This window comes from Spirosoma sp. SC4-14 (assembly GCF_037201965.1).
GTDB lineage: Bacteria > Bacteroidota > Bacteroidia > Cytophagales > Spirosomataceae > Spirosoma.
In genome coordinates, this window is sequence record NZ_CP147518.1 from 2,055,857 (window position 1) to 2,071,507 (window position 15,651).

Consider the following 15,651-nt stretch of genomic DNA (forward strand, 5'->3'; position numbering starts at 1 on the left):
GTTACTGTTCCAGAGCCAGACTCATATGAGCTACCATGAGCCGGTTCATTTCGCTCCAGGTGTTGTTCCATGAGTTTTCGGTCAAGAAGGCATCAATCGCATCCCAGTTTCCGGGATGCTTTGCCGCCAGAGCCGTTTCAATAGCTGTTTCAAAAGTAGTCACTGAATCGGCAATCTGAACAAAATCGGAACAGCCATAGGTACGTACGACATCGCGAATGGGGGCCGAAACAACGGGTAAACCCGCAGCCAGATACTCGGGGGTTTTGGTAGGGCTGATGAACCGGGTTGATTCGTTGAGGGCAAAAGGTAGCAGCGCTACTGCCCAGTTGCTAAAGTAGGATGGTAATTCGGCATAGGGTTTCATGCCCAAAAAATGAATGTTAGGGCCTTTAGGGAGCGTTGCCGGATCAACTTTAACTACGGGGCCTAACAATATAAATTGCCATTCGGGGCGTCGTTCGGCTAGTTGCTGGATTAGCCCGTTGTCGAATCGTTCGTCGATTACGCCACTAAAGCCAAGTCGTGGATTGGGTAGATTTTGTTGATCAACTGGATCAGGGCAGGGCTGCCGGGCTGCCGAAAAGTGAGCGAAATCGATGCTACTCGGAAACGCAAAAACACTCGGATGCCGGTTTTGTTTGGCTTCGTACAGACTATAACCGCCCGTAAAAACCAGATCGGCCCGTTCCAGAAGTTTCTGCTCCTGCTCGATCAACTGAGGAGGGGCTCCCAGAAAGGCAGAAAGTTCGTCCATGCAATCGTAGACGGTTAAATTGGGGCGAAGATGGTCGCTGAAGAGGAGGGCCATGGGTGTATAGTACCAGGCAATATATTTTTCAATGCGTTCGGCCCGTAAAAATTGGTCGAGTAGCTGCCGTTGCAATTCAATTGCGTCGGTGGGGCTAGTGCCATGTGGCAGATGGGGAACCAGCACCGTGAGCTGATCCATTTGCTGGCATACATTGAGCCGGAAATCGGAATCCCAGATAGGCTCTTCCAGAACCCACACCCGATAGTTTTTAGTAGCTCTGGTCAGGAGATGCTGAGGCCGTTGATAGACGAAATTCCAGCGAAGGTGCGAGAAGCATATCAGGTCGTGGACATCACCGACCGAAAACGGAGTGGAAAAATGATTTTCACCAGCCATAGCTGACCGGGACGTTGACGAATTAGCGGCATCGGCTGAATCAGGCGTTGAGTCCGTAAGTTTCATAAACAGTGTTTCGGAGAAAGTTAATTAGGCAGTATGGCTATAGGTTTATGTTACTATAGTGCTCTTCCGAAACCTGACCGTTTACGAAATGTTGATGATCCGATAATTTATTGAGGGAGTGGCTTCAGCGTGTGCCGATGCCCTCCGCTGGCCGATTGCGGCAAAGGCAGATACACTCGAAATGTAGCTCCATGCCCCTCCTGGCTGCTTGCGGTTATATAACCTCCATGAATGTCTACAACCTTTTTGCAAATAGCCAGACCTGTGCCTGTACCCGTATAGTGCATACGCCCGTGAAGCCTCCGGAAAATTGTAAAGATCCGGTCTAGATACCGCTCATCAAAACCAATACCATTATCCTTTACGGATATAACCGCGAATCGTTTTCCAATCTGGAAGGCATCCGTTTTCAGGAAACCGTCGGGTAATTCAGCTTCGGTAGCTGCATATCCGTTAACCGTAATGAAAGGGGGAATTTTTGTGCCGTCGGTTTGTGCTTTCTGAAACTTCAGAGCGTTGCTCAATAAATTCTGAAATAATTGCCGCAACAACGATGCGTCGCCCCAAACGAGGGGTAAATGACCAGTGGTAAGCTGAGCCTTCTGATCTAAAATTGCCAGTTCCAGATCTTCGGCTACCGAAGCTATGAGTTGATTCAGATCGACCAGACCAAATGTTTTGGTATCGCCTGATAAACGCGAGTAAGTTAGTAAATCCTGAACCAAAGATCGCATCCGTCGGGCTGAACCCTGCATTCGTCGGATCAGATCAGAAGCAGGTTCACTTAGTTCGTTTGAAAACTGATTGCTGAGTACATCGCCAAAGGCAATGATTTTACGCAGGGGTTCCTGTAAGTCGTGCGAAGCTACATAAGCAAACTGTTCCAGACTCTCGTTTGATCGGTGGAGTTCCTGAACGGTAGCTTCCAACTGCTGATGCATTTGTTTGGAGGCTGTTATGTCCTGTAGTGTAGCAACAAAACCATCGTTTAGCGGGGTCAGCGTAATATGAAACCATCGGTTTAGCATCGGAATAAATTCGTCGATTTCAACTGACTGCCCCGCATCGATCCGTTCGCACAATCGAACCATCCGTTCGGGCTTTAGCGGATAAAAATCAGTCAGCATCAAGCCCGTAAACCGGACCGTTGCCTGACCCGCCAGGGTTTCGAACTGCCGATTGGCTAACGTAACCTGAAAGTTCGTGATTGCTTGTTGAGGGCTTCGTATGGCCTCAAAAACGACTATGGCATTGGGCGATGAATTTAGCACACCGTTGAGCAGCGTGGTCTGCTGGGCAAGCCGACGGGCCGTTTGGTGTAGGTCGCTGGTATCGGTATAAGAGAGCAGCAGGCCGTCGGTGCCGAAAGCGGATGCCGACTGGATTACCCAGGCTTCGCGGTCGCCGATACGAAAACTTTGTTCAACCCGACTGGCTTCGCCGGTTTCGACAACCTTAATGTAGGTTTGCCAAAGTTTCGATTCACGAATAAATGGAAAAAAATCGGTTAGTAATTGGCCCGTAATCGGATTATTGGCGGGGTTATTATTTTGTAATGTATCGCGCAACGCTGTCTGGTTCATAAACAGATAGCGAAAGTTGACGATAGCTCTATGGGGAGACGTGTCGTCTCGAACAGCTACCAGTCCTACCAGTCCATTGATCGAATGAGTCAGAACTTGTTGCCATAAGAGCGCACTCTCTTCGGTTGATAGGCCAAAACCAGGCTGTACAACTTGGGGTTGAGATAGGTGATTCATGAAGGTTACGGTAGGTTTATTGGATAGGTACGTGCTAATAGAACTTAAAGATTAATAATTTCGTATAAAAAAACCGTTAAACGTATACCAAACTATACGTTTATCTATAATAAAATTACCCTGATACTCGGCAACAGTATCAGGGTAATTTGTTGATTATGACTCTTTTATTTAGACTTGTTCTTAAGTAATTTACCGTTTAATAAATGATGTAAATAGCTATTTTCAATAAGCTTTAGTTTGCTTTGGAGCCTCATTTAATTTGAATAAGTATCCATCAAGATCTGAAAAGTAAACCTGAACAACGCCGTCAAATCGAACCTGTCGATGAAAGGCAATATTCTGCGACTTTAAGTATTGTTCTGATTTGTTAATGTCGGCTACAAACAAGGCAAAGTGGCTCCCATTCTTATCATGCACAATGTCTTCTGTGCGACCATTGAGCAGGTGAATTTGCTGACCGTCGCCCAGATCGAACCACGCGCGGATCGCTTTCAGATTATCTGGAACCGGAATTGGCTTAAGTCCCATTACGTCACGATAGAATGCTGCACTTTTGGGCACATCTTTCACGTGTATAGAGAGGTGATTATGCCGCACAATACCAAGTTTATCCTGGGCTAATACCGAAGTCGATACCAGGCAAATGCAAGTAAACAATAAGGGAATAAACAGTTTTTTCATGGCAGGAAAAGTAATCAGTGAATTAAAACTACCCGGCTTTCGTGGCCGTTTCCGCTATGAAGTGTTACGATATAACGACCTGCCGATAAGCCGTGCAAACTAAGCATTCGGGTATGCCTGCCCGAGCCAACATTTGCCTCTGTCAAACCGCCAACTCGCTGGCCCGACGTATTGGTAAGGGTTAGTGTAACAGGCCCCGCCCGCTGTAGCGAAAAATCAATGGTTATGGTTTCCTGAGCGGGGTTTGGATAGACGCCGAACTGGGTTGGTTTTGGCTCGTTGATAGCTGTTATTGGCGACAGAATGGTGTTCTCTGCCACTTTCAACAGAAGATTGTTTGGGTCGATGATAACTCCGGTCACTGTGCCCCGGCAAGGGAGCGTGAATGTCTGGTCGGCCTGCGTATGGAATACGGTTACTAAGGTGTCGCCAGCCGCTGATTGTATCTGGAGCTGTACGGGCATGGTAAATGAAGCTGGATTGGTAGCAGTCGCATTTCGTTGTTGTAGCTGCACCATGACATTGGTAGCGGTATTGACCACATAGGCCGTTGCCCGGTAGACCGGATAGCCTTCGCCATAAATCCATTGCTTAAAGAAATAATCTAATTTTTGCCCCGATACCTGTTCGGCCACTGCCTGGAAATCTTCAGTAATGGCTGTATTGTAGGCAAGTGAGGGAGTAGCCGCATAGGTGCGCAGAATCCGGAAGAAGGTGCTGTCGCCAACAACACCCCTGAGCATATGCAAAACGGTAGCTCCCTTGGCATATGTTCGGTTGGAGTTGAAAATATTGTTGAAGTTGCTGATGTCCTGTACGTAGATTGATCCAGTAGCAGCTCGGGCACTAGCCATAAAATTATTCATGGTTGATTGATAACCCGCCTTTCCACTTTCCGACTCCACATAAACAGCTTCCGCATAGGAAGCAAATCCCTCGTTGAGCCAGATATTCTGCCAATCCCGGCAGGTGATTTTATCACCAAACCACTGATGAGCCAACTCATGGGCAATAACTCTGGGCGTTAGTGCCCGATCTTCCATCGACGAAATGGTCTGATGTTCCATACCGCCCGTATACCGTCCAATTTGTGCATGACCATACTTCGCCCGCCAGAAGGGATAAGAGCCAAATCGATTCGTAAATAACTGAATCATTTTAGGTGTAAGCGCCAGATTGGACTGAACCTGTGGTAAGGTTTCGGGATAGATGTAGTGAGTAATTGGGAGTTGCTGTCCACCAACAGTAATGGGGGTATCGAACTGCTGATAATTGGTTAGGGCAATCGAAATGAGATATTGCGCAATTGGATAGCTGTTCTTCCAGCGGTAGGTTCGGGTGCCATCGGCATTATCGGTCGTACTGACAAGTACGCCATTGGATACCGATACGAACTGAGCGGGCGCTGTTATACTAACGGCCGATGAATCGGCTTTGTCGCCGGGGGTATCTTTGCACGGAAACCAGTCGGGCGAGCCATAAGGCTCACTTAAACTCCAGATCACCGGGTCGTTTGTGGCTTCATGTTTACCAAAAACGAAACTCCCCAGATCGCGGCTGTTTGGAATGCCCTGATAGTAAACAGTCAGCGTTAGTGCCTGACCGTTAGTTAGCGATTGAGCTGGAGTGATGGTCAGGCGGTTTTGTGCGTGTTGGTAGCTCAGGTGCTGGCCATTGGCTTTTACTGAGTCGACCTGTAGACCTAATCCGCCAGCGGCCGTGGTTGAGTTGAAGTCGAGAAAGAAGCTGTTAGTCGAAGCTGCCGTACTTTTGAGCGTTATGGTTGCAGCTCCGCGCAAGTAGTTTGGCGTATGGGTTAACTTGAGGTCGAGACCATAATAGGTAATATCAATCGACTGATCGCCGGGGTAGGCAAGCCGCGCCTTCGGGTTTGCTGCCAGTTTCTGAGCATACCGGATTTTTCCCTGTTGGCAGAATAACCATCCGTTATCGGTCGTGTCGGGCTGAGCCTTGACCTGAGCTGGCAAAATAAGTAAGATAAGGGAGAGAAAACGCCTGCAATACGTATAATACTCCCCCAAAAGTACTGAAAGAGAAGCCACTTTATTGTTCAGCCTGGAGCTGTTTTGGTCTATCTGTTTTGTTTTCAGTCTGGGCTTTCAGAGCCTCCAGCTCTTTTTGCTCTGCTTCGGGCAACTGAAGGTGCCAACCCATTGAGTTCGCCAACTGATACATCATATATTGAATCTGATTGTTGGCAATTTTGGGCAGATCACTTTGAAGCGCCCGATCATTCATGGCTTGTTTAGCCTCGTCCAGAATTTGGGTATAATCCTCGCTGCTGAAGTGGTTTAGTATGCCCGCCTGAATGTCATAAAACTTATAGTCGGTGTCGATCGATAGTATTTCGGGCTGGGGAAACGATTCGATGACTAATTTTTTGGTTCCGTTTTCCGGTGTTCGAAAACGAACTTTCGCAAAGTCAAACCCTACCAGCACTTTCGATTTGGCAATGATCATTGCTTTCTTGGGGTCGTTCAGTAGATAGAGAATCTTTTTCTGATCCTGATAATTATAAATTTCAGAAAAATAACCCTCTGCCATCACGACCTTAAACACTTTTTCGATACGCTCCAGCAATAGAGTCGATTCGTGGCGAACGTCTGTTTTGCCCGAACGCCCCCGTAGTGCATTGCCTAATGCAACGCCCCCACCAACGCCAACCAGAAGCAGTAAGACAATTGTTAAGAAATCCATAATAGCCCAAATGTATTACTAAAAATGGATAATGTATAATATTGGACAAGCCCTCCAAAACCAGAATAAGTGTTAGGAGAGGCTCTGATCCAGAACCTCTCCTAACACTTATCCGATTTTCAGCTTACAGGCTGGCCAGTATGTATTCTGGTTTCACTATTTCGCGTAGGCAACGGCCCGCATTTCGCGAATAACTGTTACTTTGATCTGACCGGGGTATTGCATTTCTTTCTCGATTTTCTGAGAAATTTCGTACGACAATACACCTGCCCGTTCATCAGAAACATGATCGGCATCGACCATGATGCGGAGTTCGCGACCAGCCTGGATGGCATAGCATTTGGTAACACCGGGGAAATTGCTGGCCAGTTCTTCCAGTTCTTTTAGTCGTTTGATATACGACTCCATCATTTCGCGACGGGCACCCGGCCGTGATCCTGACACGGCATCGCAGACCTGCACGATTGGAGAAATCATGCTTGTCATTTCAATTTCGTCGTGGTGGGCACCAATGGCATTGATTACCTCCGGATTTTCTTTATACTTCTTGGCTAGCTCCATACCCAAAATGGCGTGTGGAAGCTCGGCTTCTTCAGGCCATACTTTACCAATATCGTGAAGCAGACCCGCCCGCTTGGCTAGTTTGGCGTTCAGGCCAAGTTCGGCGGCCATAGTTGCGCAGAGTTTGGCAACTTCGCGGGAGTGTTGCAACAGGTTCTGACCATAGCTAGACCGGAAACGCATCCGGCCAACCATTTTAATCAGTTCGGGATGAAGTCCATGAATGCCCAGATCGATAACTGTACGTTCGCCAATTTCTACGATTTCGTCTTCAATATTTTTCCGGGTTTTGGCAACGATTTCTTCAATGCGGGCCGGGTGAATCCGACCATCCTGTACGAGCCGGTGTAATGAAAGGCGGGCAATTTCGCGCCGGACAGGATCAAAACCAGAAATGATGATGGCTTCTGGGGTATCATCGACAATAATTTCGACACCGGTTGCCGCTTCGAGCGCACGAATATTTCGCCCTTCGCGGCCAATTACTTTGCCCTTAACATCGTCTGATTCGATATTGAATACCGATACACAGTTTTCAATTGCATGCTCGGTTGCCGTCCGCTGAATGGTTTCAATAACTACTTTTTTAGCCTCTTTGGTTGCCGTCAGTTTGGCTTCTTCTACAATGCTTTTGATGTAGGAGGAGGCTCTTGTTTCGGCTTCTGCCTTTAGTGTATCGATAAGTTGTTCGCGAGCCTGATCGGCGGAGAGCCCGGCAATTTTTTCGAGTTGGGCTACCTGATCGGCCAGCATGCGGTCGGCTTCCTGCTGACGGCGATCAACCTCTTCCCGGCGTCGGTTAAGCGCATCGATTTGTTGAGAAAGGCTATTTTTCTGTTGGGCGAGTTCGTTGCGTTGCTGATTGAGTTCATGATCCCGATGCCGTTGTTGTTCGGCCTGCTGGTTCAATTGCTGTTCGCGCTGCTTAAGTTTTGTTTCGTTCTGAAGAAGTAAATTACGTTTCTGATTGGTTGTTTCTTCAAATTCGGCTTTGAGCTTCAGGTATTTTTCTTTAGCCTCCAGCATCCGATCCTTTTTTATTGTTTCGGCCTGAAGTTCAGCATTTTTCAATATACTAGCCGCTTTCTCTTCGGCTTCCTGCTCGCGTTTGGCATGATCGCCCGCCATCATCTGGCGGCCAATCATTAGCCCAATCCCACCGCCCGCTAAGACGGCTAAGATGGCTAACCAAAGTGGGATATCCATTGTACTTATATCGTTTGGGGTGAACAAATAAACCATTCAACCTGCCGCGATACGAGTGCCCTTCACTAGTTCCCAGGTATTATGGGGTGGGTACTGCCCCGCCGTTGTTTATGTTGTTATGGCCGGCGTGACGACCTGATCTAACTGAGTTATTTTGTCAAACACCATTTGTTGTAATCGTTGTACCTGTCGTTCTCCTCTGAGCTTGGTAATCAGGCAATCGAAGGCTATTCTGGCCAAAGCGTCCTGCGTATCGCTGATGCCCATATCCCGATATTGTTTCAGTTCATCCTGAATCAGTTTGGCGGCCTCGCGCACAACGGCTTCCGAATCGGATTCTACAAACAGTTTATAGTACCGATCGGCGATTTTTACGCGAATAGACAGTTCTTCCATCGCTGCGGTCGGCTCAGATTGGGCAATTGCCCGGAGCCAATTTGGGTTTATGACAAACTACTCAAGTGAGCAATACACCGTTCTAATTCCCGGATATACTCGTCGAGTTGTTTTTTAAATTCGGCATTCGTATCTGTCTCAGACAGATTGTTATTTACAATAATACCAAAGTCTTTTGACTTTGAAATCTTTTTTTCTGAATTATCGAGTTTTTTCTGTAACTCTTTAGCCTGTGTTTGTTGTTCCTTTAACCGATCATTCAAATCGGTGTTTTGTTGTTCTAATTGTTTTATGCGCTTTTTTGCATCATCGCATACGCCTTTTAGCAACCCGATTTTCCGTTCGAGCTGTTCGACCAGTGCTACGATTTGATGCTCACTAACCATGTTATGAATAATTGAATGATTGAATTGTTGAATGATTGAATGAGGGTATATTCGATGGGAACCTCCATTCAATCATTCAACAATTCAATCATTATTTTCGAATAACGGCACCCAGTTCGCGTTCGAAACCGCTCATAAGCCGTTGCATAGTTTTGTCGATAGCTGTATCGGTAAGGGTTTGGGTTGGATCCTGCAAGGTAAAACTCACCGAATACGATTTCTTATCAGCGCCCAAATTCTCACCTTCATACGTATCAAAAACAGTTATAGCACGGAGCAATTTTCGTTCCGTTTGGTGAGCCAGTCGACTGATTTGTTCAAATGGAACATTTTTATCGAGTACGAGTGACAAATCCCGCCGAACTTCTGGAAAACGTGGCACTTCTTCGTACCGAATTTTGGTATTGGCCAGTTTTAGCAATGCATTCCAGTCGAAGTCGGCATAGAATACAGGTTGTTTCAGGTCCACTAATTTAGTCAGTTTTGGATTTACCAGTCCCAAACTTACCAAAGGTTTTTTATTGACCAGATAAGTTAAGCCGTACTGGAACAAAACCGGGTCAGATGGCTGTGTATCAAACTGTTTTATTCTGAATATGTTTAATACACGCTGAACAGATGTTGCCAGATCATGAAACGCAACCGGCTGGCCTTTGGCTAACCAGCTTTCAGCCATTTGATTGCCAATCATTGCCAGACTTAACCGCGCTCGCTCATGGTAGTTACTGGCACCGTCTTCGGGTTGGGTTTTGTGGTAAATCTTGCCAAACTCAAACGTCTTAAGATCTTTTTGCCGACGGTTAAGATTGTAAACGAGTGTTTCGAGGGCCGAGAAAAGCAGTGTCTGCCGCATTACCGATAGCTCTTCACTCAACGGATTGAGCAGGGTCACATCTGCTCCGGGTAAGGTGGCCCGAATGGCGTCGTTATAGGCAGGGCGGGTCAACGAAAGGGTTAGTATTTCATAAAAACCATTAGCTGCCAGCAATTGGCCCACCCGACTTTGCCACTGATTGGGGTCTACTTTAGGAAATTCAGAAAGTGAATCGGCGGCCAGATGAACCGATAGCGGAACATTGTCTAAACCATAGATTCGCAGAATTTCTTCAATAACATCGGCTTCGCGCGTTACATCGACCCGGTAGGGAGGCACAACGGCGATGAAACTATCGGCAGTTATCTCGTCGGCTTCGATATCCAGTGCACTTAAAATGCGGTGAATGTCTGTCCGGTCAATTTTGATACCAATGAGCCGGTCGATGTTTTTATAGCGAACCAATACCCGAAAGGGCTGAATGGGTTCAGGATAGAGATCAGTGATTTCGGAACTTATAGTGCCCCCGGCTACTTCCTGAATCAATAAAGCGGCACGCTTCAGTGCAAAAATCGGCATATTGGGGTCAGTACCCCGTTCGAAGCGGAACGATGCATCTGTTTTCAGGCTGTGGTATTGGGCTGTTTTACGAACTGATGTCGGTGAAAAATAGGCCGATTCCAGAAAAATACTTGTCGTCTGGACTGTTACGCCAGAGTTTTGTCCACCAAAAACGCCAGCAATGCACATCGGCTTTTCGGCATCGCAAATCATTAGATCGGTAGCGCTGAGTGTTCGCTCAACGCCATCAAGGGTAACAAAGGATGTTCCCTCTGGCAGAGTTTTAACGATGACCTGTTTGCCCGCAATCTTTTCGGCATCGAATGCGTGAAGCGGCTGCCCAAGATCATGACAAACAAAATTGGTTACATCGACAACGTTATTGATCGGATTTAGTCCGATACTAAGCAGGCGTTTTTTGAGCCAATCGGGCGATTCATTAACGGTAAGGCCGCTAATCGTTAGCCCTGTGTAGCGTGGGCACGCAGCCTCATCGTCTACACGCACATCGATCGTCAGATCGTGGTTGTTTACCGAAAACGCGTCGACCGACGGCATGGTGAGTGGCCGTTTCAGAACAGCTTTCAGATCGCGGGCCGTTCCGAAGTGTGAGGCTGCATCGATCCGGTTCGGTGTTAGGCCGATGGCTATCTGATAATCGGCTTCGAGATTGAAATAGCGAGCTGCCGGGGTCCCGTTGGGCAGATCGGTGGTCAGCACCATAATTCCTGCATGCGATGTGCCCAAACCGATTTCATCTTCGGCACAGATCATTCCTTCGGAGGCTGCTCCCCGAATTTTAGCTTTTTTGATCTGAAAAGGTTCGCCAGCCGTTGGGTGTAGGGTAGCCCCCACCAGGGCTACAACTACTTTTTGTCCGGCGGCCACATTAGGGGCTCCACACACAATGGAAAGTGGTTGGCCAGTTCCGGCATCGACCGTAGTGAGGCTCAGTTTATCGGCATCGGGGTGCGGAATGCAGGTGAGCACTTCACCAATTACGATGCCTTCCAGACCACCCGGTACTGCCTCAATCTTTTCAACTCCTTCAACCTCAAGGCCAGTGCCCGTTAACAGTTTACCAACTTCTTCCGGCGATTCCGGCAATTCAATATAATCTTGTAACCATTTATAGGAAATCTCCATAGATGCCAATGCAATAAATATTGCAAAGGTAAGGAGAAAACAGAGAAAGGTCGGCGAAAAGAGTTAAATCCTGTCAGACGTTTCTGCTGGACTTAATGATACCGTTCTCCTGCCCTGATAGCGATCGGAAGTGTGTTTTCGGCGGGTGGAAGCGGACAGGCATAGGTAGGGTTATAGGCGCAGTAGGGGTTGTAGGCGGTATTGAAGTCTAAAAGAATCTGATTATCTGTTATCTGGACAGCCGGTATTTCAAGATAACGGCCTCCGCCGTAGGATTCTTTGCCTGATGTGGCATCGCGGAACAAAATCGAATAGGTGTCCTGAAACTTCACAACCAGTAACCGACACGTTTCGCCATTCAGATTAAAAACTGCGTGGGCAAATTTGTCATAGGTCTCTTCTGACCCGTCGGTCATGTGTACGACCAGTTTCTGGGTTTTATCGGCAAATGGTTCCAGGCGGGCAACAAGCCGATAGGCCGGATCAGGAGCAAAATAGGAAAGGCCTTTAAAGCTTGTCTTATCGGTTAGAGGGGATTCGGAGCCTGTTTTGAAAAAATCATTTTTTTTCTGCCGCTCTGCGTCGAGCTGTTGCCGATACTCATTCGGATTAACAGTGGCTTTCAACCCTTCGGTAAGGGTTGAAGGGGCATTATCGAAAAAGCTAAAATACAGAACTGCCAAAATAAGGAGAGACAGCCCGGCCAATAAATAGTTGTTCTTCAACATGAGTGCAAACCTGCAAAAAAATGTTTATTTTTTGCCAAAATGTCTTCTTGAAATTGAAATCGGCCCTATAGCTTTTGAATTTTTATACTAATTTGGTAATTAGTAATAATTACTTAAATAAACTTTGGCGCTGCTTTAATATATTTGAACGAATTTCGTTCATCTACCTTTTTTTTCATCTTACCTGATGGCCCAACTCTACGAACTTAAAACCTTTGCTTCTGAAAATGGGAATCTGACTGTTTTCGAGAACGTTATTCCGGGAACGATCCAGCGCGTTTTTTATATCTATGGAGCCGGGCAGAGTCCAAGAGCGGGTCATCGGCACTGGCGCGCCTGGAATGCATTAATTTGTATCAATGGGAGTTGTCGGGTATATAATCATGATGGAAAAACGGAAACTACTTATTTCCTGAATGATCCAAAACAGTGCCTTGTTTTGGAGCCAGAAGACTGGCATATTATGGACGAGTTTTCACGCGATGCTATTCTGTTGGTCGTATCGAATCAACTCTACGACAAAGACGACTATATTTATGAGCCTTATCCGAACAGCCGGGTGCTGACTGTTTCGGAATGATTCCATTTCTCGACTTAGGCCAGATTAACAAACCCCATCAGGAACGTATTCGGCAAGCCGCCGATCGGGTAATGGAGTCGGGTTGGTACATTCTTGGGCGTGAAGTGGAAACCTTCGAAAACAGCTTTGCTGATTTTTGTGGTACGCGCCATTGTATTGGCGTGGCCAATGGACTTGACGCCTTAACGCTCGTATTAAAAGCCTGGGATCTGCCCGATCGGAGCGAAGTGATTGTTCCGGCCAATACCTACATTGCATCGGTACTGAGCGTTACTCTGGCAGGTTTAAAACCTGTATGGGTTGAACCTGACCCGCACACCTGTTTAATTGATCCTGCCCAGATCGAAGCGGCTATTACTTCCCAAACCCGCGCTATTTTGCCCGTTCATTTATATGGCCGTTGCTGCAATATGGACCCTATTCTCGAACTAGCCGAACAGCACCAACTCTATGTGCTGGAAGATGCTGCACAGGCACATGGGGCAATTTATAAAGGAAAACGATCCGGAAACCTAGGCCATGCGGCCGGATGGAGTTTTTATCCGAGCAAAAACCTGGGTGCTTTAGGCGATGCTGGGGCCGTAACAACAAATGATGCCGAACTCGCCAGCCGTATTCGGGCTTTGCGGAATTACGGCTCCTTGCAGCGATATGTAAATGAATATGTTGGCAATAATAGCCGTTTAGATGAGCTACAGGCGGCAATTCTGTCGGCAAAACTACCCTTCCTGTCTGCCGAAAATAAACGACGGCAAATGCTGGCTCGGCAGTATTTAACAGGAATTAAGAACCCAGCCGTTTTGTTACCTCCCGCTGATCAGGTTAGTGATGATGCCTGGCATTTGTTTGTTATTCGACATCCACATCGCGACAGATTGCGGGCTTATTTACAGGAGCGGGGTATTGGCACGGATATTCATTATCCCGTTCCTCCCTATAAGCAAAAGGCTTATGCGCAATATTCGCACTATGCTCTGCCCATTGCAGACCAGTTGCACCACGAAGTTATTAGTCTCCCGCTCAACCCGGCTTTAACAGATGAGGAAGTAAGCTATATTATTGACAGCATAAACCGGTTTGAAAAGAACGGCTAATCAAATCCAGGATCTTCCCATGCAATTAACCGTTGTCATTCCCGTCTACAATAGTGAACGAACCATTGGTCCACTGGTTGAACGATTGCAGGCGTGTATGACCGACTATAGCTTCGAGGTAATTTTGGTCAATGATGGGAGTTGGGATAACTCTGAAAGCGAAGGGCAGGCCATTGCCAATCGCTACAATAATGTTCGATTTCTGTCATTACGACGGAATTTTGGCGAATTTAATGCGGTGCTGTGTGGACTCAACCATGCGCGGGGAGCCTATTCGGTAATTATTGACGACGATTTTCAGAACCCACCCGAATCTATTTTAACTCTCCTTGCAACAGCCCGGCAAGGTGATTATGATGTTGTCTATAGCCGCTATGCGCATAAACAGCACCACTGGTTTCGGAATCTGGGAAGCTGGCTGGTCAATACCCTAACAACGTATTCACTAGGTAAACCGCGTCAGTTGTATCTGTCGAGTTTTAAGCTGATAAGGCAGGAAGTTGTCTATGAAATTTGTAAATACAAAGGTCCTTATCCGTACATTGATGGGTTGATTTTTCGGGTTACGCATAACATTGGTAGTGTAGAAGTGCCGCATCAGAACCGAGCAGAAGGACGGTCGAATTATACAGCAAAAAAACTGATTGCCTTGTTCCTGAATGTCTTTATCGGTTATTCGCTCTGGCCAATTCGGATGTTTACGGCGCTGGGCATTTGTTTGCTACTCATTGGTTTACTGGCGGGGCTAGTATGGCTATCGGGAAACCTGCTCGGTACCCTTGAGTTCTCTGGCTGGGGTGTAGTGAGCTGGGCTATTCTGATGGCAACGGGTCTGCTTCTATCATTTCTGGGCATTCTGGGCGAATATCTGGGTAAATTATTCATGGCACATAGCGGTTTACCGCCTTATGTAGTGAAAACAGAAGCAAGCCGTCCGGGAACATCAACCGAAAATGAGGCATAGAACAACGTGTAGATAAACGGTGATTGCGTAGCAGAATATGATTGGTCTTGTCGACGAATACGAAAAAATGTACCGGCTGGAAGGACGATTGTGGTGGTATCGGGCTCTCCACGAACGTGTTTGTACAGCTATTCGTCATCATTTTGGCGAACGTCGGGATGTGGCTATTCTGGATGTAGGATGTGGCACAGGAGGACTTCTGAATTATTTGCAAAAGTGCGGTTATACAAAGCTGAACGGAATCGATGGCTCGACCGATGCCGTTGCATTCTGTCAGGAACGTAGCTTGCCCGTTGTACTGATTAACCTGAACAATCTGGCTCAGTATGAACCCGATACTCGCTATGATGTGATTGTGTGCAACGATGTATTTTGCTATTTCGATAACCCGGCTATTGCCCGAATCCTGTTCGAGCTAGCACTTCGGCTCAAGCCCAATGGTTTGCTAATCAGCAACAATAACGCTTTTAACGCTTTTCGGGGGCAACACGATGTAGCCGTTGGGAGTATTCAACGGTTTGTGTTGTCCGATTTTGAGCGATTTGCTTCAGGTGCTGGTTTAACAATCAAAAAATCAACTTACTGGAGTTTTGTGCTCTCGCCCATGATTCTGCTGATGCGTCAGTGGCAGAACTGGCAGCTTAAACTTGGCTGGCAAAAGCCCGAAGATGTGCAGTCGGATGTATATTTGCCCAGCACATGGCTAAATGAAGCGCTTTACAAGCTTGTGCGCATTGAAGAGAACCTGCTGCCCCGAACCCCATTTGGGAGTTCGCTGTTCCTGATTCTGAATCCAGACCGTGCTGACTGAAAAAGGCTGCCCGGTTTAAGGTTCGG

General features: G+C 47.1%; 14 protein-coding genes. 4 read left to right on the plus strand and 10 right to left on the minus strand.

The window, feature by feature from the left end; genetic code table 11:
• Position 1: 1 nt before the first annotated feature.
• The 10 genes from WBJ53_RS08305 to WBJ53_RS08350 all read right to left on the minus strand — a co-directional run bounded on the left by WBJ53_RS08305 (position 2) and on the right by WBJ53_RS08350 (position 12,131).
• A complete protein-coding gene (locus WBJ53_RS08305; protein ID WP_338875607.1) occupies positions 2–1,216 on the minus strand; it encodes a glycosyltransferase family 1 protein in 1,215 nt (404 codons plus the stop codon).
• A gap of 107 nt (positions 1,217–1,323) precedes the next feature.
• On the minus strand, positions 1,324–2,976 hold the full coding sequence (locus tag WBJ53_RS08310) for an ATP-binding protein (protein ID WP_338875608.1): 1,653 nt from the start codon (positions 2,974–2,976) through the stop codon (positions 1,324–1,326).
• Positions 2,977–3,201: 225 nt separating this feature from the next.
• Positions 3,202–3,660: a VOC family protein gene (locus WBJ53_RS08315; protein ID WP_338875609.1), complete on the minus strand. Its 459-nt coding sequence runs from the start codon at positions 3,658–3,660 to the stop codon at positions 3,202–3,204.
• Between the two features lie 14 nt (positions 3,661–3,674).
• Complete coding sequence (locus tag WBJ53_RS08320; protein WP_338875610.1) at positions 3,675–5,648, minus strand: M1 family aminopeptidase; 1,974 nt, start codon at positions 5,646–5,648, stop codon at positions 3,675–3,677.
• Positions 5,649–5,724: 76 nt separating this feature from the next.
• Positions 5,725–6,378, minus strand: coding sequence for a DUF4230 domain-containing protein (locus tag WBJ53_RS08325; protein ID WP_338875611.1), 654 nt, complete (start codon positions 6,376–6,378; stop codon positions 5,725–5,727).
• 156 nt (positions 6,379–6,534) lie between these two features.
• Positions 6,535–8,145 (minus strand): ribonuclease Y, encoded by a 1,611-nt coding sequence (rny, locus tag WBJ53_RS08330; RefSeq protein ID WP_338875612.1) that lies wholly within the window; start codon positions 8,143–8,145, stop codon positions 6,535–6,537.
• Positions 8,146–8,253: 108 nt separating this feature from the next.
• Positions 8,254–8,541 carry a cell division protein ZapA gene (locus tag WBJ53_RS08335; RefSeq protein WP_338875613.1) on the minus strand — a complete coding sequence of 96 codons (288 nt, stop codon included), beginning with the start codon at positions 8,539–8,541 and terminating at the stop codon, positions 8,254–8,256.
• Positions 8,542–8,588: 47 nt separating this feature from the next.
• Positions 8,589–8,927 (minus strand): hypothetical protein, encoded by a 339-nt coding sequence (locus WBJ53_RS08340; RefSeq protein ID WP_338875615.1) that lies wholly within the window; start codon positions 8,925–8,927, stop codon positions 8,589–8,591.
• Between the two features lie 91 nt (positions 8,928–9,018).
• Positions 9,019–11,448: a phenylalanine--tRNA ligase subunit beta gene (gene pheT, locus WBJ53_RS08345; protein ID WP_338875616.1), complete on the minus strand. Its 2,430-nt coding sequence runs from the start codon at positions 11,446–11,448 to the stop codon at positions 9,019–9,021.
• A gap of 92 nt (positions 11,449–11,540) precedes the next feature.
• Entirely contained in the window at positions 11,541–12,131 is a 591-nt protein-coding gene (locus WBJ53_RS08350; RefSeq protein ID WP_338875617.1) for a DUF1684 domain-containing protein, read from the minus strand.
• A gap of 232 nt (positions 12,132–12,363) precedes the next feature.
• Between WBJ53_RS08350 and WBJ53_RS08355 the strand changes: the two genes are divergently transcribed.
• The 4 genes from WBJ53_RS08355 to WBJ53_RS08370 are packed head-to-tail and all read left to right on the plus strand — an operon-like array spanning position 12,364 to position 15,625.
• Positions 12,364–12,756 carry an FdtA/QdtA family cupin domain-containing protein gene (locus WBJ53_RS08355; protein WP_338875619.1) on the plus strand — a complete coding sequence of 131 codons (393 nt, stop codon included), beginning with the start codon at positions 12,364–12,366 and terminating at the stop codon, positions 12,754–12,756.
• Positions 12,753–13,850, plus strand: a complete 1,098-nt coding sequence (locus WBJ53_RS08360; protein WP_338875620.1) for a DegT/DnrJ/EryC1/StrS family aminotransferase — start codon at positions 12,753–12,755, stop codon at positions 13,848–13,850. The genes WBJ53_RS08355 and WBJ53_RS08360 overlap by 4 nt, the downstream gene beginning before the upstream one ends.
• Positions 13,851–13,869: 19 nt before the next feature.
• Complete coding sequence (locus WBJ53_RS08365; protein WP_338875621.1) at positions 13,870–14,814, plus strand: glycosyltransferase family 2 protein; 945 nt, start codon at positions 13,870–13,872, stop codon at positions 14,812–14,814.
• A gap of 37 nt (positions 14,815–14,851) precedes the next feature.
• Positions 14,852–15,625, plus strand: a complete 774-nt coding sequence (locus WBJ53_RS08370; protein WP_338875622.1) for a class I SAM-dependent methyltransferase — start codon at positions 14,852–14,854, stop codon at positions 15,623–15,625.
• The last annotated feature ends 26 nt before the right edge of the window (positions 15,626–15,651 follow it).

Coding starts and splice junctions, on each gene's coding strand:
- pheT (WP_338875616.1), bottom strand. CDS start 11,448: ATGGAGATTTCCTATAAATGGTTACAAGATTATATTGAATTGCCGGAA.
- WBJ53_RS08310 (WP_338875608.1), bottom strand. CDS start 2,976: ATGAATCACCTATCTCAACCCCAAGTTGTACAGCCTGGTTTTGGCCTA.
- WBJ53_RS08340 (WP_338875615.1), bottom strand. CDS start 8,927: ATGGTTAGTGAGCATCAAATCGTAGCACTGGTCGAACAGCTCGAACGG.
- WBJ53_RS08360 (WP_338875620.1), top strand. CDS start 12,753: ATGATTCCATTTCTCGACTTAGGCCAGATTAACAAACCCCATCAGGAA.
- WBJ53_RS08355 (WP_338875619.1), top strand. CDS start 12,364: ATGGCCCAACTCTACGAACTTAAAACCTTTGCTTCTGAAAATGGGAAT.
- rny (WP_338875612.1), bottom strand. CDS start 8,145: ATGGATATCCCACTTTGGTTAGCCATCTTAGCCGTCTTAGCGGGCGGT.
- WBJ53_RS08370 (WP_338875622.1), top strand. CDS start 14,852: ATGATTGGTCTTGTCGACGAATACGAAAAAATGTACCGGCTGGAAGGA.
- WBJ53_RS08335 (WP_338875613.1), bottom strand. CDS start 8,541: ATGGAAGAACTGTCTATTCGCGTAAAAATCGCCGATCGGTACTATAAA.
- WBJ53_RS08365 (WP_338875621.1), top strand. CDS start 13,870: ATGCAATTAACCGTTGTCATTCCCGTCTACAATAGTGAACGAACCATT.
- WBJ53_RS08315 (WP_338875609.1), bottom strand. CDS start 3,660: ATGAAAAAACTGTTTATTCCCTTATTGTTTACTTGCATTTGCCTGGTA.
- WBJ53_RS08305 (WP_338875607.1), bottom strand. CDS start 1,216: ATGAAACTTACGGACTCAACGCCTGATTCAGCCGATGCCGCTAATTCG.
- WBJ53_RS08325 (WP_338875611.1), bottom strand. CDS start 6,378: ATGGATTTCTTAACAATTGTCTTACTGCTTCTGGTTGGCGTTGGTGGG.